Consider the following 25980-nt stretch of genomic DNA (forward strand, 5'->3'; position numbering starts at 1 on the left):
CCAAAACGGATTTTTTGTCATGACAAGCACAAGCATGCAAGCCAAGGACCCGGAAATTGCCGCACCTGTAGACGATACATCTGTCTTTACCTGCAGGATGTGCGGCCAATGCTGTCGCGGTGAAGGCGGCATTGTGGTCAGCCCCAAGGATCTTTTGCGCATAACCTGCGCACTGAACATGAGTGCCGAGGAGTTTGCGGCAAAATACGGGGAAATGCGGGGCGGCAAACTGCAGATACGCACAGGGGAAGACGGCTTTTGCATCTTTTTTGCAGAAGGCAAGGGGTGTACTGTCCATGCCGGAAAGCCCGACGTCTGCCGTGCCTGGCCCTTTTTCCGCGGCAACATCGTCGATCCGGATAGCCTTGAGATGGCCAAAGACTTCTGCCCTGGCATAGACAAAAACTGCACCCATGCCGAATTTGCCAGGGCCGGCCGGGCCTATCTTGCCAAACACGGCCTTCTCGCCCACAACAGGGACGAGGAAGGTCGCGCTGTCATTCTGGACGACTGAAAACGCTCCCTTTGTTGTCAGGGAGAACTGTCAGGGAGAAAACGATCAATGTGTGCTGCTGAAAAGGCCGAAACAGCTTGCGAGACGCAAGATACGCCCCTCATTGTGCCAGACTACGACTGCGCCTTCATGGAAAGGACGCTGATGGAGATGCTTCGGCTCTATCACCATCCTGTCGGGGTCACCTTTCTCTTTTCCGATGAGGAAACAGAAGCATTCAGGCAGGAACACCCGGACTGGCTTCAGCCCACAAGGCCCATGACCTTCTGTCAGTGGGAAGTTGCCGCGCGCATGCAGGGCAAAACCGTTCTCGGCACCCTCGACAAACTGTTCTGTACCAACGCCCAGGTGAGCTTCGGCTGGCGGGAGATAGACGAAGGCGAAATCCGCTCCCAGCTCAAGTATTGCCGAAGCGCCGCCCAGGCCAGGCGCTTTCTCGCCTCCAAGCCGCGCATTGAGCCGGGTACCCTCAAGGCCATCGGCATCTCTCCCCTGGGATCCTGTCGCACCCTTCCCCACGTGGTGCACATGCTGACGGATTCTTTGCAGGCCTACCATCTGGCAGTGGATTTCATGGCAGCCACGGACATTCACCCCCTGCCCACGCAAATCCTCATGAGCTCCTCTTCCTGCGGAGGCTCTGTCCACTGCTGGCAGTCCGGACTCATGAATTTCACCACCCCCTGCTCCGGAGCCTACAACAGCGGCAAGATCGAGCGCGGGGAAGCCAACGTCCTTGTGCCAGGGAAATACGTGCGCGCCCTTGTTGCCAGACTTCTTGAACGCATCGAAGCCAGCGGCTCGTCCTCGGTGGTACGCCCGGGGGACTTCTTCCCCGGTGCAGACATCTGCAAGAACTGTCCGCTCATCGTCTTCAAAAAGGGCGAAAAAGCGTGCCCTGGTTGCAACAAGGCATAAGCACAAAAAGTTCACGCACATATCGAAAAAGCGCCACCTTTCCAAAAACTGCTTTCCCGGAAGATGGCGCTTTTTTCATTATTCTCGCCCATGGGCTTGCGGCTAACTGTTTGCCAGGGCATCCACAAAGGCATTGTATTTTTGTCTGCACGAACTCCATTGTGCATTGAGAGACGTACGCACTTGCACATGAAAGGACTCTAGCTGTCCGCGCATGAGCAGGGCCAAAAGCCCGCGTGCGTCCTTAAGGAAGTGACGGTAGTGCATTTCCGTGACTCCGGGCACAGGGAAGGGCAGGCGTTCCGCGCGGGTTATGTCCTCGCGCAGTCTGGCTATGGGCTTGTCCAGGGAAGCCGGATCCGGGTCTGTCACCTCCAGACCGTCCGCTATCCTGCGCAGTATGGACATCATGTCCGCTGCCAGACGCACGTGGTCGCGCAGAGGGTGATCCCGCAATATGGTGTCCTGGGCCTCGGCTGCCCGGCTCTCCACAATGCTTCTGTATCTTTCCTGGGACTGCGCGTAGGCGCGGTAGTTTTTTTCTATCTGTCCCGCAAGCCTGCTGCCGAGCCTGCCGTCGTCCACAATGCTTGTGTCCTTCACGTACGAGCGCAGGCTCTCGTAGTCCCTGTCCATGTCCTGGCGCAGCCTGTCCATTTCGGCAAGAAGTCTCTTCAGCTCCGCAGTCTCTTCCGGGTCGAAAACGCCCCGCGCGGGTGCTATGCCATACGCCATGCATGTGGCGGACGGCTTGTCCTTGCCAAAGCCCAGCGTTGTGTAGGAATTCCTGTACTCCTCCACGCCGAGCATGATGAGCTGCGGATAGCGGCCGCACAGGGAAGAAAGCTCCCTGTCTGCTATGTTGGCGTAGTCCACCCTGCGCTGGGCAAGAGCCAGTTCCTCGGCCGAGGCAGGAGGGAGCGGCTCGCTCAATGCGTAGACCGTGACCCTTTCTTCCGGGCCGAGTTGGGATTGGGGTTGAGCTTGAGGCTGGGCCCTGGGCTTTTGTTCTTCCACAAGAGGCGCCTCAACACCCTTCTCCGCTTTAGGGCTCTTTTCTTCCTCAGTCTTGTCGCGACACCCTGCAAAAAGAGCGAGAAGCAGGCAGAGCGCAAGGATGAGGACTGTCCCCCTGCGCCCTGCAGCCATAGTGCTAGACATGGGCGGCAATCCAGTCGTCCAGGCCCGAAAGTGTCTCTCCCCACGGGAAAAGACCGTCGTTCTTGAGCTCCGGACCGCAGCCATAGAAAAGCGTGCCGACCTGTTCTGCAGCATCCCTGTCCGTAGAACTGTCCCCCACCATGAGCACATCGGCAGGATCGAGACCGAATTCGTTGACAATGTTTGCCAAAACCTGTGCCTTCACTGGCGGCGAACCAAGAACAAGATCAAAATAGGGGGCAAGATTGCGCAGGGCCAGAACCGAGCGCAGCTCCTCGGTAGGAGTACCAGAGCACACGCACATGGGAAGCTTGTAGTGCCAGTGGGTAAGCACCTTTTCTATGCCCTCTATAAGGGGACATTTCCTGACCTCGTCCAGGGCGTACTCAGAGAAGAGCTCGCCCCATTTGCGCGATTCCTCTTCCGTTATCTCGCGGCCAAGAACCTCGCGGAAAAACCAGGCAAACTTGAGGTAGCGGCTCACTCCGCCATGGGTCTTGTGGTACATGACCATCATGTCCCTGGCCTCGTCCCCGTAGGGCTCGGCCAGTCTGGCAAAGGCCCTGGTCTTGGTGGGGACGCTGTCCAGAATAACGCCGTCACAGTCAAAAACAAGACATTTCAAAGACATGGTTTCTACCTTGCTGTTTTTTCTCGAGCCTGTGGCCAATGGGCCTTGCCGGAACTCCGCCCACAATCGAGAAGGGCTCGACATCGCGTGTCACCACTGCCCCGGCACCTACAACGGCTCCCCTTCCTATGCGCACGTCTGCAGTGATGACGCAATTGGCTCCGATCCACACGTCTTCCTCTATGTGGATCTCGCCAGGGACATGGCCCTGGTCCATCATGGGGATATCCGTACGGTCAATGCGGTGGTTGGCAGCCCTGAGCACTGTCCCCGTACCAATGGCCGTACGGGCGCCTATGTGGATGAGGCCATCGTCAGCCCCCACATGCACATTGGCGGATATGGCAGCCCTCTCGTCCATGACAAGACTACCGTTCTGGGCCGACAGGATACAGTGTCTGCCTATGCGCACCCCATTGCCAAGGCGCATGTTGTGAAGCCCCACAAACTCGACACCAGTGGCAATGCGCACACTGCCCATGGAAGCGAAAAATGGCTTCAGGCCCGCATAGCGCAGGGCAATGCCCACGGGCGTAGGTATCCAGCAAAGGCAGGATACCCACAGCTCCAATAAGGCCATTTTCAGGCGCTGAACAGGACGCATCAGTTGCTGTATTCCTGCATGAGCGTGTCGTTGGTCATGAGTTTTTCGACTCTGGCCAGATCCTCGGGGGTATCCACACTCCATGTCCTGAAGGCTGTCGGCACCATGCGCACCTTGCCGCCGTGCTCAAGGATGCGCATCATGTCTACGGATTCAATAATTTCCAGGGGACTTTCCTCCATGGCATTGAATTCGAGCAGATAGTCCCTGCGGAAGGGAATGATGCACACCTGCTTTCTCATGGGCACTGTTGTGACGCCCTTCTTGCGGGAGGGAATGGGCTCGCGGGAGAAGTAGAGCGCATCATTGTTGCGGTCCACGACCACCTTCACCTCGTTGGGATCCTCGAATTCCTCCACTGTTGCCATGTCTGCCATGAGATTCACCACATTGATGGACGCATCCTTGAGCATGGGTTCCACTGCGTCGTCGATCATCTGCGGCTGCACCATGGGCTCGTCGCCCTGCACCATAACCACGATATCAATCTTCTTGCCAGTCTCTTCCTCGATTTTCAAAAGAGCTTCGGCTGTCCTTGTGGAACAGCGGGTATGGGTGTCGCTTGTCATGATGCATTTGAGGCCGACCTTCTTGCAGTAGTCCGCAATAATGTCGTCGCAGGTGGCCACATAGGTTTCGGACAGAATCTTGCTCTTGGCAGTTCTGAAGGCAACATGGCCCACCATGGGGACACCATGGATAAGGGCAAGGGGTTTGCCGGGATAACGGCTTGAGCCCATGCGGGCGGGAATGATGGCTACGATATTCATAGAGTTCCTTCGGCGCAGTCCCGTGCCTGGGACTAAAAAAAGGCGCCGCCTCCTTTGTTTTTTTGTTTTTGGGGGCTTGGCAGCCCCCTGTCTTTTCCTGAAATCCCCGGACTCTTGCAGCCCGAAATGAGCGCTAATCGTCTGTGGGAACCAGATAGCCGCCCTCGCTCGTGAGCTCCGGGTGCATGTCCCTGTGTTCCGCTTCCATGACGCGCAGTATGCCCTGGCCGAGATCCACTGTCAGCGGGGGCACCAGCTTGCGGCCAACCTTGGGCATGAAGCTGTAGGGCGTGATCTGATAGTGACCGCTGTTGGGATCGTTCTGGTAGCGGATCTCTATGTCCTTGCCCAGCATTTCGCCTATCATCTTGAAGAGATCGCCGACGCGCATGGGCTGATTGCCGGTCACAATGATGTTCTGGTTGGCAAAGCTTTCGTCCAGGACTTCCAGTGTTGCCGTTGCCGCATCGTCCACATGCACATATTCGCGCAGGGCCGTGGGCGCTCCGTAGTAGGTAATGGTTCCGCTTGTCATGGCCTCGTGCACAAAGCGGTGTATGGCGTTTCTGTTGTCTGCCCTGGGCCCATAGAGCGAGCCGTAGCGCAGGATGGTGTAGGGCAGATTGTGCATGGCCTGATAGTTTTCAATGTAGATTTCGCAGGCCTGCTTGCTGCAACGGTAGAAACCGCCGGACTTGCCGTACACATAGAGCGAGCTTGCAAAGATGTAGCGCTTGATCCCGTACTTTCTGCAGGCCTCGAGAGCCATGACATTGCCCACCACGTTGAGCCTTGCCGTATCCACGGGCCTTGAGTTGGCTTCGCCTATGTCGGCAATGCCAGCGTAGTTGCAGACTATGTCTGCCCCCTCGACAGCCTTGTCCAGGACTGCTTCGTCCAGGATGCTGCCTACAATCATTTTCTGATTGTCCTTGAGCCAGGGAGAGGGGTTCAGATCGACAATGGTCACCTCGTGACCTGCCTCGCTCAACTTGTCGCAAATATGCGATCCCAAAAAGCCGGAACCGCCAAATACCGTGATTTTCACTAGTTTTCCCTCCGACCGGGACGCTCGGCGTACTTCCACAAAAAGACTGTGTCTATGCCGTAGGCAATAAAGCGCGCGCCGTTGGCAATTTCCCTTTCGAGCTGCGCGGGATCGGGCTGCACCACATGCAGGCCCATGCGGGCGTGACAGCGCTGGCAGATCTCGCCAATCCTTGCCATGCAGGCCTTGAAGTCGGGATGATCAAACTGTCCCGTCAGCCCCATGGAGCCGGAAAGATCGTAGGGTCCCACCATGATGGCGTCAAGGCGAGGATGGGAAAGTATGCTTTCCAGATTTTCCACTGCGCGGATGTGCTCTATCTGGGCGCAAATGAAGATATCGCCGGCAATTTTTGCACGATAGCTGTCAAAGTCCTTGCCGAAGACATTGGCGCGGCAGTAGCCGACCCCGCGGTACTCGGAAGGCTTTTCTCCCTCCCAGTTGTCGAGGCCTGGGTAGATGGACCAGCCTATGGCCCTGTCCAGCTGTTCGCGGCTCTCGATCATGGGGAAGATAAGGCCCTGGGCCCCGGCCTCAAGGGCAGCCTTTATCTGCGTCCTGCTGGCTTCGGCCAGACGGGCAAAGGGCACGGCACCTCCGCATTCGATGGCACGGAAGATGTCCGGCAATATGGTCCTGCCGAAGGATCCGTGTTCCATGTCCACAGCCACCCAGTCGTATCCTGCCCTGGCCATGAGTTCTGCCACATCCGCGTTGGGAATCTGCAGCCATGTGCCGACGGTTGCCTCGTCTCTTGCGAGAAGGGCCCGTATTTCACTGACACTTTTCATGTAACGCCTCAATTGCTGTAAAAAAAGGCCTCCACAAGATTCGCCGTGCGAATCCTGACATGGGACCAATGGTTGGAGAAATCAGTTCTGCTTCCTCTTGTCAAAAGACGCGGCTGCCTTCAGGTAGTCTTCCTCTGTTGGCTCTGCCTTCTTCTCCCCCTTGCCAAATTTTGCCTTCACTATCCCGATGAGAACCGGCATGATGGAAACAAGGATTATGCCATAGACAATAAGGGAAAAGTGCTTTTGCACGAATTCGAGATTGCCGAGGAAGTAGCCTGTGGACACCAGCAGTCCCACCCAGAGAACGCAGCCAGTGATGTTGTAGAAGAAAAAGGTGTGGGGATGCATGAGCGCAATACCTGCCACAAAGGGGGCAAAGGTACGCACTATGGGAACAAAGCGGGCTATGACAATGGCCTTTCCACCGTGATGCACATAGAAGGCGTGTGCTTCAAGCAGATACTTTCTTCGTATGAAGCGCGAATCGCGCTGGAAGATGGCCGGTCCCACATGGCGGCCGATGAAGTAGTTGGTCGCATCCCCCAGGCATCCTGCCAAGAGAAAGATGCCAAGGGCCTCCGGATAGCCCATGACGCCAGTACCTGCCAGTACGCCTGCTGCAAAGAGCAGGCTGTCGCCAGGCAGAAAGGGTGTTACCACAAGCCCTGTTTCGCAAAAGACAATGACAAAGAGGATGAGATAGATCCATGTGCCATACTGGGTGACCAGCTCCAGAAGATGATCGTCCACATGCAGCACAAAATCGATAAAGAACTGTATGAATTCCATAAGTGAGATTTCTTTTCCTGTCTGATGTTGTCCCTGTTCCGATGCCGGGATCTGGGAAAAGGCGCATCCCATGTGTCCCAAACCGTGCTTCCGGCTCCGGGAACTGCCTTGTCAGCGCCCTTGTACCGTAGCTTTGCCTGTGGCACAATACACCATCTATGCATCAAATAAACTTCTGCAACATATCTGGGCACTTGGCTGCAAACTTTGCACAGCGTGTGCGCCCTTTTCCTGCGCTTTTGTCAAGGCTGTCCTTCTGTCTTTTCGCGCTTGTTTTTTTGCTTTGGCAAAGCTGCGACACATCCTTGGCTGAAGTCCGCAATGTGGGCTTTTACAATATGGGCATTTCCCTGCCCGAACGCGAGCTCAATCTGGACATCAATGTCTGGTATCCCACGGACTCGCGCAGAAGGCGGCCCTACAAGTTGCAGTCCTGGAGCTTCAGGGCTGCGGGAAAGACTGCCGTTTCCCCTGGCTCATGGCCTCTGATCCTGCTTTCCCACCCCTCCTCGGGCAATCGCCTGACACACCACAATACGGCCTCCGATCTTGCAGCCAGGGGCTTTATCGTGGCTGTGATGACGCATCCTTTCGACAATCTGGACAGTATGCCCGATCTCTATTCCTGGGATCTCTTTGTGCACAGGGCCCGCGATCTCAGGCTGCTTTTGGACATCATCCTGAACCATGAACACTTTGCCCAAAGCATAGACAGGGAAAGAATAGGCGTGCTCGGCTTCGGGGCTGGCGGTGCCGCAGCCCTTCTTGTGGGCGGAGCCCTGCCAGACTGCACCCTGTGGGATACCTTCTGCACTGGCAGCGATCTGCGCAATCCCTACTGCAACTCGTGGGCAAAAAACCGCATTGACAAAAACATCTGCCCTGCCCTTCCCCTGAAACACAGCCTTGCCGATGTGCGCGTCAAGGCCTGCGCACTGGTAGAGCCAGGTTTTTCCATGCTTTTTTCGCACGATGCTCTTGCCTGGTTCTATCCTCCTGTCCTCCTTGTCAGGGGTGGAGTACAAAGGGATCAGGCCCTGATGCGCGAAAGCGAGCTTTTTACAACCCGCTTTGGGCGCAGGATAGAAAAGGTCACCCTGCCCCGCGCAGACGAGGAATCCTTCATGGCGCCCTGCCCGGAGAGACTTTTGCAGGAATTGCCCGAACTTTGCTACAGCGTGGACGACAAGCTGAGAGAAGAGATACATGAGAGGCTTGTCAGCACTCTCGCGGACTTCTTTACCCGCACCCTTGCCACAGGCTCTCCGAGGGCAATACCTGCCCCACCAGTCTTCGAACCAGTTGGCCCCATGCTTCCCGAAAGAAAAGGCTTGGCCAAATAGCAGGGCAGGATAATCGTCCGGGATCTTCTTTGCAGGAACAAGAACCGGGACGCTCCCTCTGCCACTTTCAGGCAAGAATGTGCCAGCATACTGTGTAGAAAATACGCGCCTTTCGCATACATTGGCTCTGTTTGATGCAAGGCCCCTCAGGGTATCCGGGGCCACTTCAGGACAAGGAGAATAGCCATGACATCAGAGACAATGAAGGCTGCAGTGCTCGTTGGGCCGCAAAAGATAGAAATACGCGAGGTCCCCGTGCCGGCTGTTACGCCAGGCACGATGAAGATTCGCGTCAGCTCCTGCGGCGTCTGCGGAAGCGACATTCACATGTGGAAGCAGGGCAAGGGCTGGAATCCCAATCCTGACCCGGACTTTCACATGGGACACGAATTTTGCGGCGTAGTCGTTGATCCGGGTGACAGCATTTTTGCCATTGGCGACAGAGTGACCTTCTGGGCCAATCTCTATTACGGGACCTGCGACATGTGCCGCATAGGCAAGGAACATCTGTGCCGCAATGTCCACGGGACAAACTACATAGGCTTTGTCTGCAACGGCGCCTACGCAGAATACTTTGTCGGCAGATCAAGAAATGCCTACAGGCTTCCGGACAGCGTTTCCGATGTGGCAGCAGGCCTCATCGATCCCCTGATGGTCGCCTACCATGCGGTGAAGCAGTCCAGCCTGAAGCTGCACGACAAGGTCCTTGTGGTTGGCAGCGGCATCATAGCCCAGCTCATCGGCGGCCTTGCCAAAAAGGCAGGCGCATCCCTGCTCGCCATGTCCAAAATTGACGAAAGGCAGACCGGCAAGGCCCGCGAGATTGGCGATTTCAATCTCTATTTCGACGGCAATGCCCCGGATCGAGCCCAAAGGATGCAGGAGGCCTCCAACGGGGGCTTCGACGTGGTCTTCGAAGCCGTTGGCGCTGAATCCTCTCTCGCAGCCTGCCTCGATGGCGTAAAGCCCGGTGGTGAAATCGTGGCCATTGGCAATTCCATGACGCCTGCCATTCCCTTCGAGCTCAACCGCCTTGTTCTCAACGAAATCCGTCTGACAGGCTCCGTGTCCTGCACCAGAAACGAATTCGAGGAGACCATCGATCTCATTGCCAAGGGCGTCATTGATCCCGCAAAATATGTCACAGACATTCTGCCTCTCGCCAAACTGCAGGAGGCCTTCGAGCGCCAGATCTCTCCCTCGGAACATGTCCTGAAGACCGTCATCAGACCTTAACTGTGCGGTCACAATCCTGAAGAGGAAGCGAGCCAGATTGTCCCTGTCCTGACTTTCTTGGCTTCTGTTTGCCGGGACAGGAAACATACACTTCCTGCCAACCCGGCAGACATATGCTCTCCAAGGGAAATTGCCCTGCAGCAATCCGGCCTGTATCAGCCCTGCTTGCGGAAAAATCTCCTTTCTTGACAGCCGGGGAAAAGACACTATAGATGCAAATTGTAGCCTGTATTTGAGAACTGCTCCGCCACAACCAAGGGCATTTTCCCAACAGGAACAAGTATCTTCCAGATTTGTCGCACATCCTTTTGGGTGCATTTTTTCTTGGTGCATTTTATGTCGTGTGATCCAGGCGTCCTGCCCCCTGAGGGCACCCAGAAATCCGACTCGCGCAACTTTTTTCTTTCTCTCGGGCTTTCGGCGCTCTTTCTTGTTCTGTGCCTTGCCCTGACCATGCATTCCGTGGTCCAGAGTCATTCATCGTCCTTTCGCATGACCGAACCCGGCTGGATTTCCATGCCTGCCGGAGCCCGCTCGGCCTACCTTGGCATTCACGGCGGGACAGTTCCGGTGAGCCTTCTTGCCACAAGCACAGGCAACAGTCTCATCAGCTTTGTCGGCCAGACAGGCAACGATTTTCTGGCTCTCCTGCGCAAGGCAGAGCTTCGTCTGCCCTCCTTCTTCAACAACAGCACACAGACAAGAGTCAGTGATCTTTTGAGCAATGCCGAACATCTGGGAGCATTGCAGCTTTCTGCAGGATCCTCGCAGTCGAGCCTGCCTGTCATCTCCCTTTCCTACGACAGTGTCTTTTCCCTGGCTGCCAAGCCCGAAATGGTGCAGCCCTTTGGTTTTTCGGAAAACCCGCTGCGCATCGAGGGGCACGTGAGCCTGCCGGACCAGCAGGTCCAGCAGCCACGCTACCATCTTCTGGTCGAACCAGAGCACCTGAACCCGCGCTAGGTTTTGCGCACGCATCCATACAAAACAAGCCTCCCTGGAAACCGGGGAGGCTTGTTTTGTATGCGCCTTATTCCTCATTTGGGCTGACGCCTTGCACCTAAATCTCCGAAATGATGGCAACCACTATGGGATCGCGATCCAGCACGCGCCTGAAGAAATGGCGCAGCGTGCTTCGTATTCCCTCCTGCACGTCCTGAGGCGCGAGATTGGAAGCCCTCGCCCTTTCAAGCTCGTCCAGAATAAGACACTTGGCGTCATCCAGAACATATCGGAACTGATCGAAGACAACGCCCCTGGACACTATTTCCGGACCATAGAGAACGTATCCCGTCTCGCTGTCCGTCACGAGCACGACTATGACCATCCCCTCATCGCCCATGATACGGCGCTCGTGCAAGACGGAAACGCCCACGTCGCCAACGCCCTTGCCGTCCACAAGCGTGTAGTCGACTGCGATGGGGGGAAGAAGCTCGACCCTGTCCCTTTCAAGGCTCAGGGGATGGCCATCCTCAAGAATGACCACCTTGTCCTCGGCGACACCGCATTCATGGGCCAGGCGCCCGTGTTTTATGAGATGGCGGTACTCCCCGTGCACAGGCACAAAGTATTCCGGTCTCGTGGCAAGGAGCATGTCCCTGAGCTCTTCCTTCTGGGCATGGCCAGAGGCGTGGATTGCCCAGACGCTCTCGTAAAAGACTTCCGCGCCCTGCCTGTACATCTCGTCTATGAGGTGCGAGATGACCCTGGCATTGCCGGGAATGACCCTGGAGCTCATGAGCACAGTGTCCCCCTTGTGTATGTGGAGCTGTCTGTGACGGCCATAGGCCATGCGCGAGAGCGCACTCATGGGCTCGCCCTGGGCTCCGGTTACGATGAGGACCACCTTCTCGTCCGGGAGATCGGGTATGCCGTTGTGGGCATTGTAAAAGGCCTCGGGCACATGGTTGATGCCCAGATCGCTGGACATTTCGATATTGTTGGCAAGGCTGCGGCCGCTGATGACCACTGTTCTGTCGTATTTGACGGCAAGATCGAAGACTTCCTGTATACGCTGCAGATGGCTCGAGAACAGGGTGATGACAATGCGCCCCTTGGCCCTGGCAAAGACATTGTCCAGGGAATCCATGACCTCGCGTTCCGTGAGACTTCTCCCCTCCCGTTCAATATTGGTGGAATCCGACATGAGCAGACGGACTCCCTTTTCGCCGGCAAAGGCACTGAAAAGCTCAAGATCCGTTCCCGCACCGGAAAGGGGGTGCGGATCGACCTTGAAGTCGCCTGTGTGCAGGATCTTGCCTACAGGGGTCTCGACCCCCAGAGCGAAACCCTGGGGGATGGAATGACAGACAGGCAGAAAATGGAAGCGCATGTCCCCCAGCTGTACAGGCTTGTCCGGCCCGACAGTCTGCAGATTGACAAGATCCAGAATGCCTCTTTCCTCCAGCTTGTGGCTGACAAGGGCCAGGGTAAGAGGCGAGCCGTACAATGTCACGCCCCGAAGCTCGGGGACAATCCAGGGCAGGGCTCCTATGTGATCCTCGTGTCCGTGGGTCAGGACTATGCCGAGAATACTGTTCTTGACGGATTTGACCACGCCAAAGTGGGGAATGAGCACATCTATGCCGAGATGCTCGTCGCTGGGAAACATGAGGCCGCAGTCCACCATGACCACGCCCCTTGCGGTCTCCCAGAGCTGGCAATTGAGGCCAATCTCTCCGAGACCGCCCAGCGGGGTTATGACAAGCTTCTCGTCTGTCTGTACTGTCATCAACGTTCAGCGCAAGGCCCCTGCCCTCGTGTCAGGGATAACGCGCCGCCTCCTTATGTGAATTTTTTTGTTTTTTGTCCTGTGGGCCGCATCATTGGGAAAGCCCGGGCCTTTTGCAGGGCATTGCTTCTGATCATGCCGGCAAATGCAGGCTTCAGAGCAGTTCCGGATGAAATTCGCCCATGGCCCTGTAGAGTCTGGAAAGGGCTGTCAGATAATCCCCTCGCGCAGCAGTCAGAGCGACCTCGGCGGAAAGAAGATTCGAGGAGGCATCAAGAACGTCAAAGTTGGTGCCTACCTGTTCGCGATACTGTGCAAGGGCAGCCTCGTAGGCCTCGCGCGCGTGCGCCACATTCTGTCTGGCTACATCAATGCGCTTGTTTGCCTCGCGCAGGGAAAGAAAGTTCTGCTTTACCTCAAGGCCCGCATTGAGCATGAGCTCCCTTGCCTGACTGCGCGCACGGGAAACCAGCCAGCCTGCCTGCTGATCGGAAAAATAGGTTGTCCCCCACTGAAAGACTTCCCAGGAAAGCGAAGCGCCCACTTCCCATGTCGTTGACCTGCTGCCGTTGTTGCCTGCGCGCTGCAAGTCCGGGGTATTGCCGTTGGCGTTGATGCTGTAATAGGCCTCAATCTGCGGGTAGTAGCCTGCCCTGGCAATCAGTCTGTCCTTTACTGCCATCTCCACGGCCTTGTAGCCTACATACAGATCCGGACGCATTCTGTAGGCTCGCTCCAGGCATTCCTCAAGGCTGCGCTTGAAGGGACGGGTCACCAGGGCACCCTTGTACTGCACGTTTTGTGTTGCTGCATAGCCGAGCAGAGTGTTGAGCTCTGCCAGGGACGTGTCGCGCGTATTTTCCTGGGTTATGAGCTCGCGCTGGGCGTCGCCCAGATCCACCCTTGCCTGCAAAACATCGAGCATGGGACGCAGGCCTACGTCGTGGAAGGCCTGGGTGATGTCCAGCTGATCCGCAAGCCTTGCCACGGCTTCCCTTTGGCTGCGGACATTTTCCACAGCGCACAGATAACTGATAAAGCTCTCCTGCACACTGCCCGTGGTCTCAAGCTCGCTTTGGCGAAGAGACGCCCTGTCGCTTTCCGCCTGCAGGGCCTGTTTCTGATAGGTGCCAAGGGTGCGAAAACCATCAAAGAGTATCTGGCGCACCTGCATGTTCCAGGTAAATGTTCCCCTGTCTGCCGGCTGACTGTTGCTGAAGTTGCCGGGATCCCTGTCCTGACGCTGGTATCCATAGGAATAGCTTGTGGAAAGCTCCGGAAAGAGTTCTCCCAGGGCTGCCTTGCGCCCTTCCTCGGATGCCTTTGCTGCAGCTTCCGAGGCACCGGCTGACGGATAATAGTCCAGGGCATGGCGCACTGCCCGACCCATGGTAAATGCCTCCCCGGGAGCCTTGGGTACCCTTGCCTTCTTCCCAGTTTCAAAGCGGGAAGGGGCAATGGGTCTGGCCGCCTGGGAGCTCAGACGCGGGCCAAAGGTGTCTGGATCAAGCATGTCCTCTGCCTGAATCACGCGGGGCAGGGCAAGGACAGACAAAACAAGGGAGCAGACAAACAGGACAAGCCCCGCATGTCGCTCCTTTCTCGTGCCCGCAGAAACCGGCCTGCCGGCAGGGGATATGTGTTTGGACAGTGTGCGCATGGCTGCAGACTACACAAAATTTCCCGTGCCTAGCAACTATCGTACAGCGTACGGCACATGTTGCCACATTTGTTCAGCCGTCCTGTCGCATGGTTGCCAAAAGTACACAGACAGGCCCGCAACGTATGCGGCAAGCCTCGGGCTTCAGATTTTTGCGGCACTGTTCGCGCGACATACACCCGCGCTTTTGCACACCTTTCATCTTGCCAAGAGCAAAGAAGCAAGGTACTTCACTTTTCACTAAAAACAATCCCCCCTCATGGCTGGTATCCCTTTAACACCTCATTCCCTCTTTCTCTTTCCTGGAGGCTATATGCCTGTACCAATTGTCGAAAAACAACCCCTGATTCCCGGCAAAACGAGCAAGATGGTTCTCGAAGCACCCGAAATTGCCCGTCACGCTAAGCCCGGCCATTTTGTCATGCTGCGCATGAGCGAACACGGCGAGCGCATTCCCCTGACCATTGCCGACACGGATAAGGAAAAGGGACTGATCACCATTGTCTATCTTGTTCTTGGCAAGTCCACGGCCCTGCTTGAAGCCCTGAATCCCGGCGACAGCATTCTGGACGTGTGCGGCCCCCTCGGACGCCCCACCCACATCGAAAAGGGCGGCACTGTCATCTGTGTCGGCGGCGGCACGGGTATCGCGGCCATGCACCATATTGCCAAGGGACACCACCTTGCGGGGAACAAGGTTGTGGCCATCATTGGCGCCCGCAGCAAGGATCTGCTCCTCTTCGAAAAAGAGCTTTCCCTGTTTGCCGACGAACTGCTCATCTCCACGGACGACGGCAGCTATGGCCACAAGGGACTGGTTACCGAACTTCTGAAAGGCAAGCTCGACGGCGACGAACCCATTCTCGAAGTCGTGGCTGTCGGCCCTGTGCCCATGATGGCAGCTGTTTCCGATCTGACCAGAGGGTACGGTGTCAAGACCACCGTCAGCCTCAATCCCATCATGGTGGATGGTATCGGCATGTGCGGAGCCTGCCGCGTCACCGTAGACGGCAAGACCCGCTTTGCCTGCGTGGACGGTCCGGAATTTGACGGCCACAAGGTGGATTTTGCCGAGCTGAGACTCAGGCTTGGAGCCTTCAGGGCCCAGGAACAACAGTCTATGGAAGCCTACAGGAGTACCGCAGTCAATGGATAAGACAACGCCCAAGAAAAGAAAGGACAGGACTGCAATGCCCTGTCAGCCGGCCAATGTCCGCAGCCACAACTTCGACGAGGTTGCCCTCGGATATACTCTCGAAAATGCCCTTGACGAGGCCAGCCGCTGTCTGCACTGCAAAAAGCCTCTCTGCGTAGAAGGCTGTCCGGTCTGTGTTCCCATTCCCGAATTTATCAAGGCCGTCAAGGAACAGAACCTGGAAGAAGCATACCGCCTTCTGAAGACAGCCAACGCCCTGCCCGCAGTGTGCGGCCGTGTCTGTCCCCAGGAAAACCAGTGCGAGGGGCGCTGCATTCTCGGCCGCAAGGGTGAACCCGTTGCCATTGGCCGCCTTGAACGCTTTGTGGCAGACACGCACATTGCCAAATCCGCCTGCGAGCAGCAGACAGGCACTAATGCCTGTTCCACCAGGGTGCAGGGGCTGAGCGTTGCCTGCGTGGGTTCCGGTCCCTCTTCCCTCTCCTGTGCCGGCTACTGCGCCTCCCACGGCCTCAAGGTGCATATCTACGAGGCCCTGCACGAACCCGGTGGCGTGCTCGTGTACGGCATTCCCTCGTTCAGACTGCCCAAGGACGTGGTCCACAGCGAAGTCAGCGCCCTGCAGGAGCTGGGAGTTGAAGTGCACCTCAACTGCGTGGCAGGAAGGACTGTTCAGATTTCCGAACTCTTGCAAAAGCACGACGCTGTCTTTATTGGTGTAGGCGCGGGCCTTCCCAAATTCCTGGGTGTTCCCGGAGAAAACCTTGTCGGCGTCTTTTCTGCCAACGAGTATCTGACCCGTATCAACCTTGGGCGCGCCTACAAGTTTCCGGAGTACGATACTCCTGCATTCCACGGCAAAATCGTCACTGTCTTCGGTGCCGGCAATGTGGCCATGGATGCTGCCAGGACAGCGCTGCGCATGGGCGCAGAAGAGGTACACGTCTGCTATCGTCGTACCCGCGCGGAAATGCCTGCCCGTCACGAAGAAGTCGAACACGCAGAGGAAGAAGGCGTCATTTTCGACATGCTCGTGAATCCCCTCTCCTTCAAGGGGGACGCCAATCAGCGTCTCGAAAGAGTTGTCCTGCAGCGCATGGAGCTTGGGGAGCCGGACGAGAGCGGCCGACGTCGCCCTGTGGCAGTGCAGGGATCCGAGTTCGAAATGAAGACGGATCTGGCCATTGTCGCCCTTGGCACGCGCTCCAACCCCATTCTTCTCGAAGCTACGGAAGACCTTGAAAAGAACAAGTGGGGCTACATAGTCGTCAACGAGGAAACCTGCGAGACGTCCATTCCCAATGTCTATGCTGGTGGTGACATCGTGACTGGCGCAGCCACGGTCATCCTCGCTGCCGGCGCGGGCCGCAGAGCCGGCATGTCCATCTGCGAACGCCTGCTCGGCGCAAAGTAGGTTCTTGTTGCGTGGCAGGAAGGCGCTTGTCTTCCTGCCACTTTCTTCTTCTGCGAACTTTCTTGCGGAAACCTTCCATGATACGCTTTGATCTGCACAACCACACCTTCTACTCGCACGGCGCAAACAGCGTGACCGACATGTACAAGGCCGCCCTGGCAAAGGGTTTGTCCGTGTACGGTTTTACAGAACACAGCCCGCGCCCCGAGCGCTACACCTATCCTACGGAATACAGGGACAGACTCAATGCCCATCTTTCGGACTACGTGCGTGAAGTTGCCGAGCTTAAACAGGAACAGGGGCCCTGCCGTGTCCTGTTCGGCATGGAAATCGACTGGTTCGAGGAAGATCAGGATTTTGTGCGCAGGGCTGCCACGCAGTTTCCCTTTGACTATCTGCTTGGAAGCACGCACTTTCTTGGCACGTGGGGCTTTGATGCAGGCCCAGAGCCATGGGAAGCCATGGACGAGACAGAAAGGTTTTCAGCCTACACGGCCTACTTTGCCACCTGGAAAAAAATGCTTGCCACCGGGCTTTTCAACATTGCCTCGCACCCGGATCTTATCAAGATTTTTACCAGGGACTCCTTCCACATGTGGATGGTCAGGGAAGAGAGCCAGCGTCTGGTCAAGGAGGCCCTTGAAGTGCTGAAGGCACAGGATATGGCCATGGAAATCTCTTCTGCCGGCTTGCGCAAGCCCTGCAGGGAAATCTATCCCTGCCCCATGATCATGCGCCTTGCGCGTGAGGTTGGGGTGCGTATCAGCTTTGCCTCGGACGCGCACACTGATGGGGATGTGGCCTATGCATTCCCTGTGCTTGCAAGCTACGCCAGGGCCTTCGGCTTCGAAAAGGCCAGCTATTTTGCCGACAGGTGCTGGCATTCCGAAGAATTCTAGGATTGCGGGTTGCAAACAATGAGCCAGATTCTCTGTCGTCTTGAAAATGCCGGTCTTTTCCTGCCCGGAGACATGCAGCGCAGACTGATACTGAAGGATATCTGCCTTGAAATTGCCAAGAGCGAACACATTGTTCTCATAGGCAAGAACGGTGCTGGCAAGACCACTCTTTTGCGTCTTTTGCACGGCGAAGCCTGGACGACGCAAGGCAGTATCGCCTGGTTTGACGGCAGGGAGTTTTCCTCTTCGCGCATCACCGGCCTTGCTGTCACCTCCCTCGTGTCTCCAGCCATGCAGGAAAACTTTCAGCGTCATGCCTGGGACATTACCGGCCGCGAACTTTTGCTCACCGGCTTTGACGGCACGGACCTACTCTACAGCGACCCCTTGCCCCAAAGGGTGAAAAGAGCGGAGGAAATGGCCGATGCCCTGGACGCGACTGCCTTGCTCTCACGCAGTATCCTGGAGCTCTCGCAGGGGCAGCTGCGGCTTTTGCTCCTCGGACGTGCCATGGTGAGAAAACCCTCCCTGCTGCTACTCGACGAATGCACAGACGGTCTTGACGCAAGACACAGGGCTCTTTTTGCAAAGGCTCTCGAAAAGCTGGCAGAAGAAAGCACCATTGTCCTGACTACGCACAGGGAGAGCATGCTCCCGGACTGGATCTCGAAAAAGATCTACATTGATGATGGCATGCTTTTCAATGAGCCGAGGGCTTTGGAAGAAGACACGGAAAGCATTTCCCTTGTCTCTTCGCAGGATGCAGTTCGCAAAAACGGACAACCGGAACCGCTCATTTGCGTGGAAAAGGCCGATGTGTATGTGCACGGCAAAAAGGTGTTGCACAACATAAACTGGGAGCTCCACGCAGGAGAAAACTGGCTTTTGCAGGGAGCAAACGGATCCGGAAAATCGACTTTCCTGCGTATGCTTGCAGGGGATGAGCAGGTAGCCTGGCCGGGCTCAATCACGTTTTCCCTGCCAAGGGAAGACAACATCCCCTTCACAATACTGCGAAGAAGAGTGCGCCTTGTCTCCGACTACTCCCAGGCACTCTATGAGTATGACGTGACCTGCCTCGAACTGGTTCTTTCGGGGCTTGAAAATACGATTGGCATCTACAGGGATTTCAGCGAAGAAGAGCGCGCTCTTGCTGCCGAACAGCTTGCCAGGGTCGGCCTGCAGGGCAAGGAGAACGGCTCCATCCGCTCCGTTTCCACAGGGCAGCTGAGAAGAGCCTTCCTGGCCCGCGCACTCATGGGCTTTCCCCTGGTGCTCTTGCTGGACGAAGCCTGTACCGGACTGGATGTCAGGGGGCGCCTTGACTATCTGGACGTTTTAGACAGGCTGGTCGACGAGGGGCTTTCCTACGTCTTTGTCAGCCACTATCGGGAAGACATCCCCACATCCATCAACAGAACTGCTCTCATGCGCGAAGGCCGGCTGGAAATCACCGGCTGACAGGATATTGTCACCCGCGCATCAGGCATACCATGAGCCCGTGCAGACAAGGCGCACCTCTCCCGACACAGTGGCGCTGCACTTTTCCAGACGCACCTTGAGGCTGCCTCCGCTTGGCTGCACGATATTGAAGGGTGAAGGACTCTCCTTTCCTGTGCGTGCAAGGGCAATGGCCAGGGCAAGGGAGCCGGAACCGCATGCCCCTTCTGCATACAGCGTGTCCAGGGCCCGCACATAGACCAGGGGACGTATGGTCAGGACTGATGTCCTGCTGTCCTTTCCATACCAGACCACGCCGCAGGCATCCTTTTTGTCAAGCCCGTACTCTGCCATGAGTTCACGGGCTCTTTTATTGTCCCATGTTCCGTCATGGGGAAGAAGAAGATGACTTATGCCAGGCAGGTGAACAACAGGTCCAAGTTTTTTGTCCTCAATCTCGCACTCTGGCAATTGCAGGCAGGCACTGGCATCCCACACGCCCTCTTCCCTTTTTTCAATTGTCAAATGCACGCTGGCAGGCCAGCCGGAAACGCAAACCGTATATGTTGCGCACACACTCTGGTCGATCCATGCCAGATATGCGCCAAAGGAACGGGTCGCATTTACGCAGAATTCTCCTCCGGCCATGTGCATGCGGCGTTCCTTCGGCACGACAAAGCCAGCCTGCTCGCAATCGAGTTGTCCGGCTTCCAGAGCCCTGCAGACCAGGGCCCTCGGCAATTCCCTTTCGAAAAAAAGTGTCGTGTTTCCACAGGCATTCCACTTGCTGAAAACGTACTTTTGCATGATGACTCCCGAACTTCAGGATATTCGATTGCTTTCCTTCCGGGCTTGTACACTTCTCCGGCAAAGTCTATCAAGACCTGCGTGCCAGGTGGCTGCGCTTCGGGCAGATCAAAAGGCCTTTTTCCGACAGGCCCTTGTCACCCAAAAGCCTTACACGATACTCAACATATTGTAACTAACATGTTTTATCTATGTGGCATTCCGAGATATCCGGCAGACATTGCGCAGGCAAACAAATGAATTCTGTGGCAGAGATACAGTTTCCACAGCACTCGTCTATGCTTGCGGTTTCAGTCAAAAGCCTGTACTTTGTTGATTGAAAGCCGTGTATAGACGGCATTGCACTGTCGCCGCACTGTCCCGCACAGGATGCAGGCAACTGCAATACGCGTGGCTTTCATGCGCGCCGCGTTTTCTCAAAACAGGGTGCGTGCTCCTTCAACGGGATTTTGCCTTTATGCTTCTTGTGTGCTAACAGCGAGCTTGATGGCAGGGCATACAGCATCCGCCTGTGGAGGCAAACCGGGATACTGGCTCAATATCCCCTTTGTTCCTGCAGGCAGTGGTGCACCCCAAGGATTGCTGTCCCCAGGAATCCTCTGTTCCGTCAGGGGAGGATGTCAAAGGTCTCAATGGCGTGATTTCCACGCACTACATTTGAATGGAGGCTTCCATTTTATGAAAACTCTGCGTTTCCTGCTTCTTGCAGCCGTGCTGGTGTTCAGCTACACGGTGAATGCCGCTGCTGCTCCCTTGGACTGCACAAAGAAAATCGAAAGCTTTGACTTCGTTGTGGACTACTCTGGCTCCATGATGATGAAAAGCACTGCTGCCAAGAAAGGCAAAATTCTTCTCGCCAAGGACGTGATGCATCGCATCAACGATGCCATTCCCAATCAGACCTTCAACGGCGGCCTGCACACCATCACCCCCAATGGCACCCTCTACGCCCAGGGCCCCTGGGATCGCGCCAGGATGCACACTGCCATCGACAAGCTGAAGGGCAACTTCCCCATCTACGGCCGTCTGACCTACATGGGTGACAGCCTGAACCAGTACGAGTCCTTCCTGAGCAGCATGAAGCGCGATGCCGCCATCATCCTGTTCACCGACGGCGCCAACAACATGGGCGTGGACTTTGTCGAGACTGCCCGCCAGATCTACGCTTCCCAGCGCAATCTGGTTATCCACATCGTGTCCTTTGCCGACACCAAGGACGGCGAAGCCAATCTGAAGGCCATCGCTGCCATGCATCCCGAGGCCCAGTACGTGAAGGCTGAAGACCTTGCCAATGACGACGCTGCTCTCGAGCGCTTTGTCGTTGCAGTGTTCTGCGGCAAGACCGAGTCTGTCATCGTTCTGCGTGGCGTGAACTTCGCCTTCGACTCCTATGCTCTCGACGCCAAGGCCCAGGGCATCCTTTCCGAAGCTGCCGAAATCATCAAGAGCCAGCCCGGCAAGAACGTTGTGCTGACCGGCTGGACCGACTCCATCGGTTCCAACGCCTACAACGCAAAGCTTTCCAAGAATCGTGCCAACGCAGTGAAGAGCTACCTGAGCGAACAGGGCGTGCCTGCCAGCCGCATGACCACCGTGGGCAAGGGCAAGTCCTTCAAGTATGACAACAACAGCGAAGAAGGCCGCTACATGAACCGTCGCACGGAAATCTCGTTCGACTAGTTCCAAAGCAGCTTTTCTCAAAGTACAAAACCCCGACAGAAGAACTTTCTGCTGTCGGGGTTTATCCTTCTTGTCCATCAAAAAAAAAACAAAATGGAGGCGGCGCTTGGTCCCTTTTTGCATGAACGAAAAGGGGCCGCGCCGAAGAAAGAGATGAAAAACATCAAGGCATGCGCATTCATGTGCGCTCTTCTGCTCGTCCTGAACGGATGCGCAGCGTCTGGAACAAATGGCAGCGAAGCAGGCAAAGCTGCAGCTCAGGCCGGCTCGCAGGCTGCGTCCACGGCCCCAGAGGGCAAGAATCAGGTTCAGGCCAAGCTGGATCAGACCGGCATGAAACTCGCGTCCATGGCCAACAGGACAGTGGCCCCCAACAAGAAAACCCCCACGGTTACCAAAAGGGGCAAGGAATACGTTGCTTCCTATGTGGAAGTCGATTTGCAGTCCGTGCGCACAACCATGCGTCCCGGCCAGTCTTCCAGGGTGCCCTATGTGGGCATCATCGAATACATGGAAAACGGCTACGAGTGCCGCGGCACAACAAGGGCCGCAGCAAAGTCCCTCAAGGACTGCAAGCCGACCAAGAGCAGGCGTGTTCAGGAACTTATCAGCTACGATGGCAAGAAGTGGCAGTACTAGGCTTGTCCGGGATACTGCAAGACTTCATTTTCAGCCCATAGTGCTGACAAAACATATCCTGAGCCATTCAGGATTTGTACGGGCAACAAGAGCTTTTGACCGGGCCTTGCGGCCTTGAGCACTGCCAGACCACACGGAAGGCTGCAGTTTTCAGCTCTCCTCCCGCGGGCACAACAAATTTCAGGGCGGCAGATTTCCCAGCGAAATCTGCCGCCCTTCTATTTTCTTGAGCAGTACTTTCTGTTCATCCAGGCTGCTGACTGAGCATCAGTTGCCATTTGCCCTCTTCTCAAGCTCGCGTGCAATGCTTTCAACGCAAGCTTCCAGGGGTTGCGTGGTATCGCAGTATATGTCCGCGTATTTGTTGTAGAGGGCAGAACGCTCATTGTAGAGATCGGCTATGGTTTGTCCCTTGGCTATCACAAGGCCCCTGTCAGGATTGAGAGCTATACGTTGCTGAATGACATTCAATGGAGCATCAAGCGCAACTACTGGCCCAAGCGAGCGCAGATGCTGCATGGCGGCATCCCTGTAGACCACCGATCCACCTGTGGAGATCACTGCTTTTCCCATGCGAAGGGAACCTACAAAGCGGCCTTCCAAATCCAGGAACTCTTCTCCCGAGAGGGCGTCGGTGATGGCCTGCAGAGGAGCTCCGTATGCAGATTCCATGAGCTGATCCGTGTCGACAAAGGCGTATCCCAGCCTTGTGGCAAGAGCCCTGCCAAGCGTAGACTTGCCCGAACCGGCCATGCCAATGATAGTGATACAGGGATCCGGGTGTTCGGGGCGACGGATAGTGTTATTTTCAGCCATGTGCGAACAACCTCCATTTTCCATAATTTTCCCCTGACAGCCCTTCTCTTGTCAAGAAGACTCTGGTAATCGGCTTTTGCTTCCATGGGCAAGGGCCTGCTATTTTCTCAACAATATTTGTGTTTTTTGCGATTGTACACGGGATCGCTTTTGTTTTTTGCCCAGGGATCACGCCCTCGGGGGATACTTTCCCTGCGGAGGAAGAATGCAGGCGACACCTTGACGAAGGTGTTTTTGGCGTGTAAGGGAATAGCTCTTTATTTGGGGGGCTGATCCCCAAAACCCATTTCATGGAACAAATTTCTATAGGGCAAGGGCCTTTAATGGCACTAAAATCAATCTGCCCGCAGGAGAATTTCAGATGAAAAGAACATATCAGCCGAGCAAGGTGCGCCGCGCCCGCACTCATGGCTTCCGTGCCCGCATGGCCACCAAGAATGGTCGTGCAGTGCTTGCCCGCCGCCGCGCCAAGGGCCGCAAATCTCTGAGTGCCTAAGCTCGAAGACAGCAGTGCGGAATATCGCATCTGCGCACACAACGAGTGCGGCTTCTCGCTGCCGAAGGAAAGTCTGATACGTACCACAGCCGAATACTCTCAGTGTTATGAAACTGGGATTCGGCTGCATACCAGACATTTCCTTCTTTTTGTTGCACCTCCAGCCGACGGCAACGAGGGGGTCCGCTTGGGGACCGCCGTATCCCGGAAGGTCGGGCATGCGGTGGTCCGCAATCGTATTAAGAGACTTTTGCGGGAATGCTTCAGGCTCAGCCTGCGGCATCTTCCCGTGAATGCACGCATAGTGGTCGTGGCAAAGTCCTCTGCCGGCGCAGCCAGGCTCAAGCTTGACAACGTCTCGGACGAATTGCTTCGCGCCCTTTCAAGGCACTTTCAGCTCCGGCGTGCAGGGGAGTGAAAGATGCACATTTTGCGCAAGATTGCCGTCATTCCCATTCGCATCTACCAACTGTTTCTCTCTCCGGTTCTGCCCAACTCCTGCCGCTTTCTTCCTACATGTTCTGCGTATGCCTACGAGGCCATCATGACCCATGGCATATTGCGCGGCAGCTGGCTTGCCCTGCGGCGTCTTGCGCGCTGTCATCCATGGGGCGGTTCCGGCTATGATCCAGTCCCCCCGCCACGCAGCAAAAATCCCCGCTAGTCCGAATCAAGGTATGTCCCATGCAAGATGGTAAAAATCTCATATTGGCCATAGTTCTCTGTCTGCTCGTCGTAGTGGGCTGGTCCTATCTGGGAGAAAAAATGGGCTGGGCGCCCAAGCCTGTCCCGGTCGAACAGACACAAAACCCGGAGGCAGCAGCTCAGGCACAGGCCCAGCAGGCAGCCCAGACGCCTCAGGCTCCAGCTGCCCCCCTGCCTGTTTTCACCGAATCCGAAGGGCGTGACATGGCCATTGTCACTCCCCTGTACACGGCAAGGCTCTACACTGGTGGCGGTATCCTGCGTTCCTTCGAGCTGGCAAACTACCGTACGGCAGTGGAAGCAGATTCTCCCAAGGTCAATCTTATCAATGAAACCACTGCTGCCATGGCTCCCATGGGACTCTTGCTCAACGGCCAGCCTACCTGGAGTGTCGGCAAATGGCAGTGCGAGGAACAGGGCGACGTTACCGTTGCTGAAGGGACGCAAAAGACCATTCGCCTTATCGGCATGGTAGGCGATCTGCGCGTGGTTCGCGAGCTCACCTTTGATGCTGCAAGCTATGCCATCAAGGAAAACGTGCATGTGACTCCTGTGGGAACACAGGCACTGTCCGTGCGTCTTGGCTACACTGCCGGCGCAGACGCAAGCAACGCTCATGGGGATCGCTACGATGCCATGCGTGTTGGCTGGGATGAAGCAGGCAGCCTTGAAGAGGAAAGCAGCGCCGACAAGCTCGCCACAGGCGTTACCAAAACCGGCACCATCTACTGGGCCGGCGCCATGAGCACCTACTTCTTCAATGGCGTGCTTCCGGCAAAGCCCGAGAACGTGACCTTCAAGGGCGTGCTGCAGAATCAGGTCTACCGCGTTGCCATTGAGCTTGAGCCCTTCAATGCTATCCCCGGCCAGGAAAACGTTGTTTCCACAACCTACTGGATGGGTCCCAAGGACCGCCATCTCATGGCTCCCGTCAGCGAGGAGCTCACAAAGTGCATCGACCTTGGCATGTTCAGCCTCATCGCCAAGGGCCTTCTTTGGATTCTCAATTTCTTCTATGGCTACGTGCACAACTGGGGTGTGGCCATCATCCTGCTGACCATTGTCATCAAGATCATTTTCTGGCCCCTCACAGCCAAGAGCTACTCCTCCATGGAGAAAATGAAGCAACTGGCCCCCATGATGCAGCAGATCAGGGAAAAGCATAAGGGCGACAAGGAAGCCACCAACAAGGAAGTGATGGCCCTGTACAAGACCTACGGCGTCAATCCCGCCAGCGGCTGTATCCCGATCCTCATCCAGATGCCTGTCTTCCTTGGTCTCTATCAGGCTCTTCTGACAGCAATCGAGCTGCGCCACGCGCCCCTTTTGGCCACCCTCCCCGGTACGGACATTGCCTGGCTGGCCGACCTGTCCTCCAAGGACCCCCTGTATATCACCCCCATTGTCATGGGTCTTTCCATGTTCATCCAGCAGCGTCTTTCTCCGCCGGCTACTGATGCGCGCCAGCAGAAAATCATGATGTTGCTGCCCGTTGTCTTTACCTTCCTCTTCCTGGCCTTCCCTTCCGGCCTTGTGGTCTACTGGCTTGTCAACAACATCATCTCCATCGGTCAGCAGCGCTGGATGATGCACAAGATGGGCACAGACAAGAAGAATCACAACAAGAAGGACAAGGGCCCCAAGGGACAGCTGCGCAAGCCAGCCTCTTCAAAGCCGGCTGCCTCCAAGCCTGCACCTGCGGCAGCAACCGGCCCAAAGAACGCCTAGC

The 25980-nt window shown here is 56.2% G+C and carries 26 protein-coding genes; 15 read left to right on the top strand and 11 right to left on the bottom strand.

The window, feature by feature from the left end; genetic code table 11:
* Nucleotides 1–19 precede the first annotated feature (19 nt).
* Both B5F76_RS01615 and B5F76_RS01620 read left to right on the top strand, forming a co-directional pair.
* Complete coding sequence (locus B5F76_RS01615) at nucleotides 20–514, top strand: YkgJ family cysteine cluster protein (protein ID WP_239406911.1); 495 nt, start codon at nucleotides 20–22, stop codon at nucleotides 512–514.
* 48 nt (nucleotides 515–562) lie between these two features.
* Nucleotides 563–1432, top strand: a complete 870-nt coding sequence (locus B5F76_RS01620; protein ID WP_342633799.1) for a DUF169 domain-containing protein — start codon at nucleotides 563–565, stop codon at nucleotides 1430–1432.
* Between the two features lie 102 nt (nucleotides 1433–1534).
* Here the strand turns inward: B5F76_RS01620 and B5F76_RS01625 are convergent, their stop codons facing one another.
* From B5F76_RS01625 to B5F76_RS01655, 7 genes are all read right to left on the bottom strand, one after another.
* Nucleotides 1535–2593 carry a hypothetical protein gene (locus B5F76_RS01625; protein WP_144268358.1) on the bottom strand — a complete coding sequence of 353 codons (1059 nt, stop codon included), beginning with the start codon at nucleotides 2591–2593 and terminating at the stop codon, nucleotides 1535–1537.
* Nucleotides 2586–3224: an HAD family hydrolase gene (locus tag B5F76_RS01630; RefSeq protein WP_087349989.1), complete on the bottom strand. Its 639-nt coding sequence runs from the start codon at nucleotides 3222–3224 to the stop codon at nucleotides 2586–2588. Before B5F76_RS01630 ends, B5F76_RS01625 begins: the two co-directional genes overlap by 8 nt.
* Nucleotides 3199–3804 carry an acyltransferase gene (locus B5F76_RS01635; protein ID WP_239406912.1) on the bottom strand — a complete coding sequence of 202 codons (606 nt, stop codon included), beginning with the start codon at nucleotides 3802–3804 and terminating at the stop codon, nucleotides 3199–3201. The genes B5F76_RS01630 and B5F76_RS01635 overlap by 26 nt, the downstream gene beginning before the upstream one ends.
* A 23-nt stretch (nucleotides 3805–3827) precedes the next feature.
* Entirely contained in the window at nucleotides 3828–4598 is a 771-nt protein-coding gene (locus B5F76_RS01640) for a 3-deoxy-manno-octulosonate cytidylyltransferase (RefSeq protein WP_087349993.1), read from the bottom strand.
* Between the two features lie 133 nt (nucleotides 4599–4731).
* Nucleotides 4732–5646 carry an NAD-dependent epimerase/dehydratase family protein gene (locus B5F76_RS01645; protein WP_087349995.1) on the bottom strand — a complete coding sequence of 305 codons (915 nt, stop codon included), beginning with the start codon at nucleotides 5644–5646 and terminating at the stop codon, nucleotides 4732–4734.
* Complete coding sequence (locus B5F76_RS01650; RefSeq protein ID WP_087349997.1) at nucleotides 5646–6437, bottom strand: HpcH/HpaI aldolase family protein; 792 nt, start codon at nucleotides 6435–6437, stop codon at nucleotides 5646–5648. The genes B5F76_RS01645 and B5F76_RS01650 overlap by 1 nt, the downstream gene beginning before the upstream one ends.
* Before the next feature lie 81 nt (nucleotides 6438–6518).
* Nucleotides 6519–7229, bottom strand: coding sequence for a DedA family protein (locus B5F76_RS01655; protein WP_087349999.1), 711 nt, complete (start codon nucleotides 7227–7229; stop codon nucleotides 6519–6521).
* Between the two features lie 305 nt (nucleotides 7230–7534).
* Between B5F76_RS01655 and B5F76_RS01660 the strand changes: the two genes are divergently transcribed.
* The 3 genes from B5F76_RS01660 to B5F76_RS01670 all read left to right on the top strand — a co-directional run bounded on the left by B5F76_RS01660 (nucleotide 7535) and on the right by B5F76_RS01670 (nucleotide 10771).
* Nucleotides 7535–8572 carry an alpha/beta hydrolase family protein gene (locus B5F76_RS01660; protein WP_144268359.1) on the top strand — a complete coding sequence of 346 codons (1038 nt, stop codon included), beginning with the start codon at nucleotides 7535–7537 and terminating at the stop codon, nucleotides 8570–8572.
* 186 nt (nucleotides 8573–8758) lie between these two features.
* Complete coding sequence (locus B5F76_RS01665) at nucleotides 8759–9808, top strand: zinc-dependent alcohol dehydrogenase (protein ID WP_204218290.1); 1050 nt, start codon at nucleotides 8759–8761, stop codon at nucleotides 9806–9808.
* A 336-nt stretch (nucleotides 9809–10144) separates the two neighbouring features.
* The gene (locus B5F76_RS01670) at nucleotides 10145–10771 is read left to right on the top strand and encodes a hypothetical protein (RefSeq protein ID WP_087350003.1); all 627 of its coding nucleotides are present in this window, start codon (nucleotides 10145–10147) and stop codon (nucleotides 10769–10771) included.
* A 97-nt stretch (nucleotides 10772–10868) separates the two neighbouring features.
* On the opposite strand, the gene B5F76_RS01675 is transcribed toward B5F76_RS01670, so the two are convergent.
* Both B5F76_RS01675 and B5F76_RS01680 read right to left on the bottom strand, forming a co-directional pair.
* Entirely contained in the window at nucleotides 10869–12539 is a 1671-nt protein-coding gene (locus B5F76_RS01675) for a ribonuclease J (RefSeq protein ID WP_087350005.1), read from the bottom strand.
* A gap of 154 nt (nucleotides 12540–12693) precedes the next feature.
* Nucleotides 12694–14199 carry a TolC family protein gene (locus B5F76_RS01680; protein WP_087350007.1) on the bottom strand — a complete coding sequence of 502 codons (1506 nt, stop codon included), beginning with the start codon at nucleotides 14197–14199 and terminating at the stop codon, nucleotides 12694–12696.
* Between the two features lie 313 nt (nucleotides 14200–14512).
* On the opposite strand from B5F76_RS01680, the gene B5F76_RS01685 reads away from it, so the two are divergent.
* From B5F76_RS01685 to B5F76_RS01700, 4 genes are all read left to right on the top strand, one after another.
* Nucleotides 14513–15355, top strand: a complete 843-nt coding sequence (locus tag B5F76_RS01685; protein WP_087350009.1) for a sulfide/dihydroorotate dehydrogenase-like FAD/NAD-binding protein — start codon at nucleotides 14513–14515, stop codon at nucleotides 15353–15355.
* Nucleotides 15348–16769 (top strand): NADPH-dependent glutamate synthase, encoded by a 1422-nt coding sequence (gltA, locus tag B5F76_RS01690; RefSeq protein ID WP_087350011.1) that lies wholly within the window; start codon nucleotides 15348–15350, stop codon nucleotides 16767–16769. Before B5F76_RS01685 ends, gltA begins: the two co-directional genes overlap by 8 nt.
* 77 nt (nucleotides 16770–16846) lie before the next feature.
* Nucleotides 16847–17668: a histidinol-phosphatase gene (locus B5F76_RS01695; RefSeq protein WP_087350013.1), complete on the top strand. Its 822-nt coding sequence runs from the start codon at nucleotides 16847–16849 to the stop codon at nucleotides 17666–17668.
* A gap of 72 nt (nucleotides 17669–17740) precedes the next feature.
* Nucleotides 17741–19129, top strand: a complete 1389-nt coding sequence (locus B5F76_RS01700) for an ATP-binding cassette domain-containing protein (protein WP_239406913.1) — start codon at nucleotides 17741–17743, stop codon at nucleotides 19127–19129.
* 21 nt (nucleotides 19130–19150) lie between these two features.
* Here the strand turns inward: B5F76_RS01700 and B5F76_RS01705 are convergent, their stop codons facing one another.
* Nucleotides 19151–19915: a hypothetical protein gene (locus tag B5F76_RS01705; protein WP_087350017.1), complete on the bottom strand. Its 765-nt coding sequence runs from the start codon at nucleotides 19913–19915 to the stop codon at nucleotides 19151–19153.
* Between the two features lie 678 nt (nucleotides 19916–20593).
* On the opposite strand from B5F76_RS01705, the gene B5F76_RS01710 reads away from it, so the two are divergent.
* Both B5F76_RS01710 and B5F76_RS01715 read left to right on the top strand, forming a co-directional pair.
* Nucleotides 20594–21595 carry an OmpA family protein gene (locus B5F76_RS01710; RefSeq protein WP_087350019.1) on the top strand — a complete coding sequence of 334 codons (1002 nt, stop codon included), beginning with the start codon at nucleotides 20594–20596 and terminating at the stop codon, nucleotides 21593–21595.
* Between the two features lie 153 nt (nucleotides 21596–21748).
* Nucleotides 21749–22234, top strand: coding sequence for a hypothetical protein (locus B5F76_RS01715; protein ID WP_087350021.1), 486 nt, complete (start codon nucleotides 21749–21751; stop codon nucleotides 22232–22234).
* A gap of 267 nt (nucleotides 22235–22501) precedes the next feature.
* Here B5F76_RS01715 and thrB read toward each other — a convergent pair whose 3' ends face one another.
* Nucleotides 22502–23050: a homoserine kinase gene (thrB, locus tag B5F76_RS01720; RefSeq protein ID WP_087350023.1), complete on the bottom strand. Its 549-nt coding sequence runs from the start codon at nucleotides 23048–23050 to the stop codon at nucleotides 22502–22504.
* A gap of 361 nt (nucleotides 23051–23411) precedes the next feature.
* Between thrB and rpmH the strand changes: the two genes are divergently transcribed.
* The 4 genes from rpmH to yidC are packed head-to-tail and all read left to right on the top strand — an operon-like array spanning nucleotide 23412 to nucleotide 25979.
* Nucleotides 23412–23546 (top strand): 50S ribosomal protein L34, encoded by a 135-nt coding sequence (rpmH, locus tag B5F76_RS01725; RefSeq protein ID WP_087350025.1) that lies wholly within the window; start codon nucleotides 23412–23414, stop codon nucleotides 23544–23546.
* Nucleotides 23539–23964: a ribonuclease P protein component gene (rnpA, locus tag B5F76_RS01730; RefSeq protein ID WP_239406914.1), complete on the top strand. Its 426-nt coding sequence runs from the start codon at nucleotides 23539–23541 to the stop codon at nucleotides 23962–23964. Before rpmH ends, rnpA begins: the two co-directional genes overlap by 8 nt.
* A 3-nt stretch (nucleotides 23965–23967) precedes the next feature.
* Nucleotides 23968–24210, top strand: a complete 243-nt coding sequence (gene yidD, locus B5F76_RS01735; RefSeq protein ID WP_087350027.1) for a membrane protein insertion efficiency factor YidD — start codon at nucleotides 23968–23970, stop codon at nucleotides 24208–24210.
* Nucleotides 24211–24230: 20 nt separating this feature from the next.
* Nucleotides 24231–25979: a membrane protein insertase YidC gene (gene yidC / locus B5F76_RS01740; protein ID WP_087350029.1), complete on the top strand. Its 1749-nt coding sequence runs from the start codon at nucleotides 24231–24233 to the stop codon at nucleotides 25977–25979.
* Nucleotide 25980: the final 1 nt, after the last annotated feature.

It is taken from the genome of Desulfovibrio sp. An276, assembly GCF_002159665.1.
Taxonomy (GTDB): domain Bacteria; phylum Desulfobacterota; class Desulfovibrionia; order Desulfovibrionales; family Desulfovibrionaceae; genus Desulfovibrio; species Desulfovibrio faecigallinarum.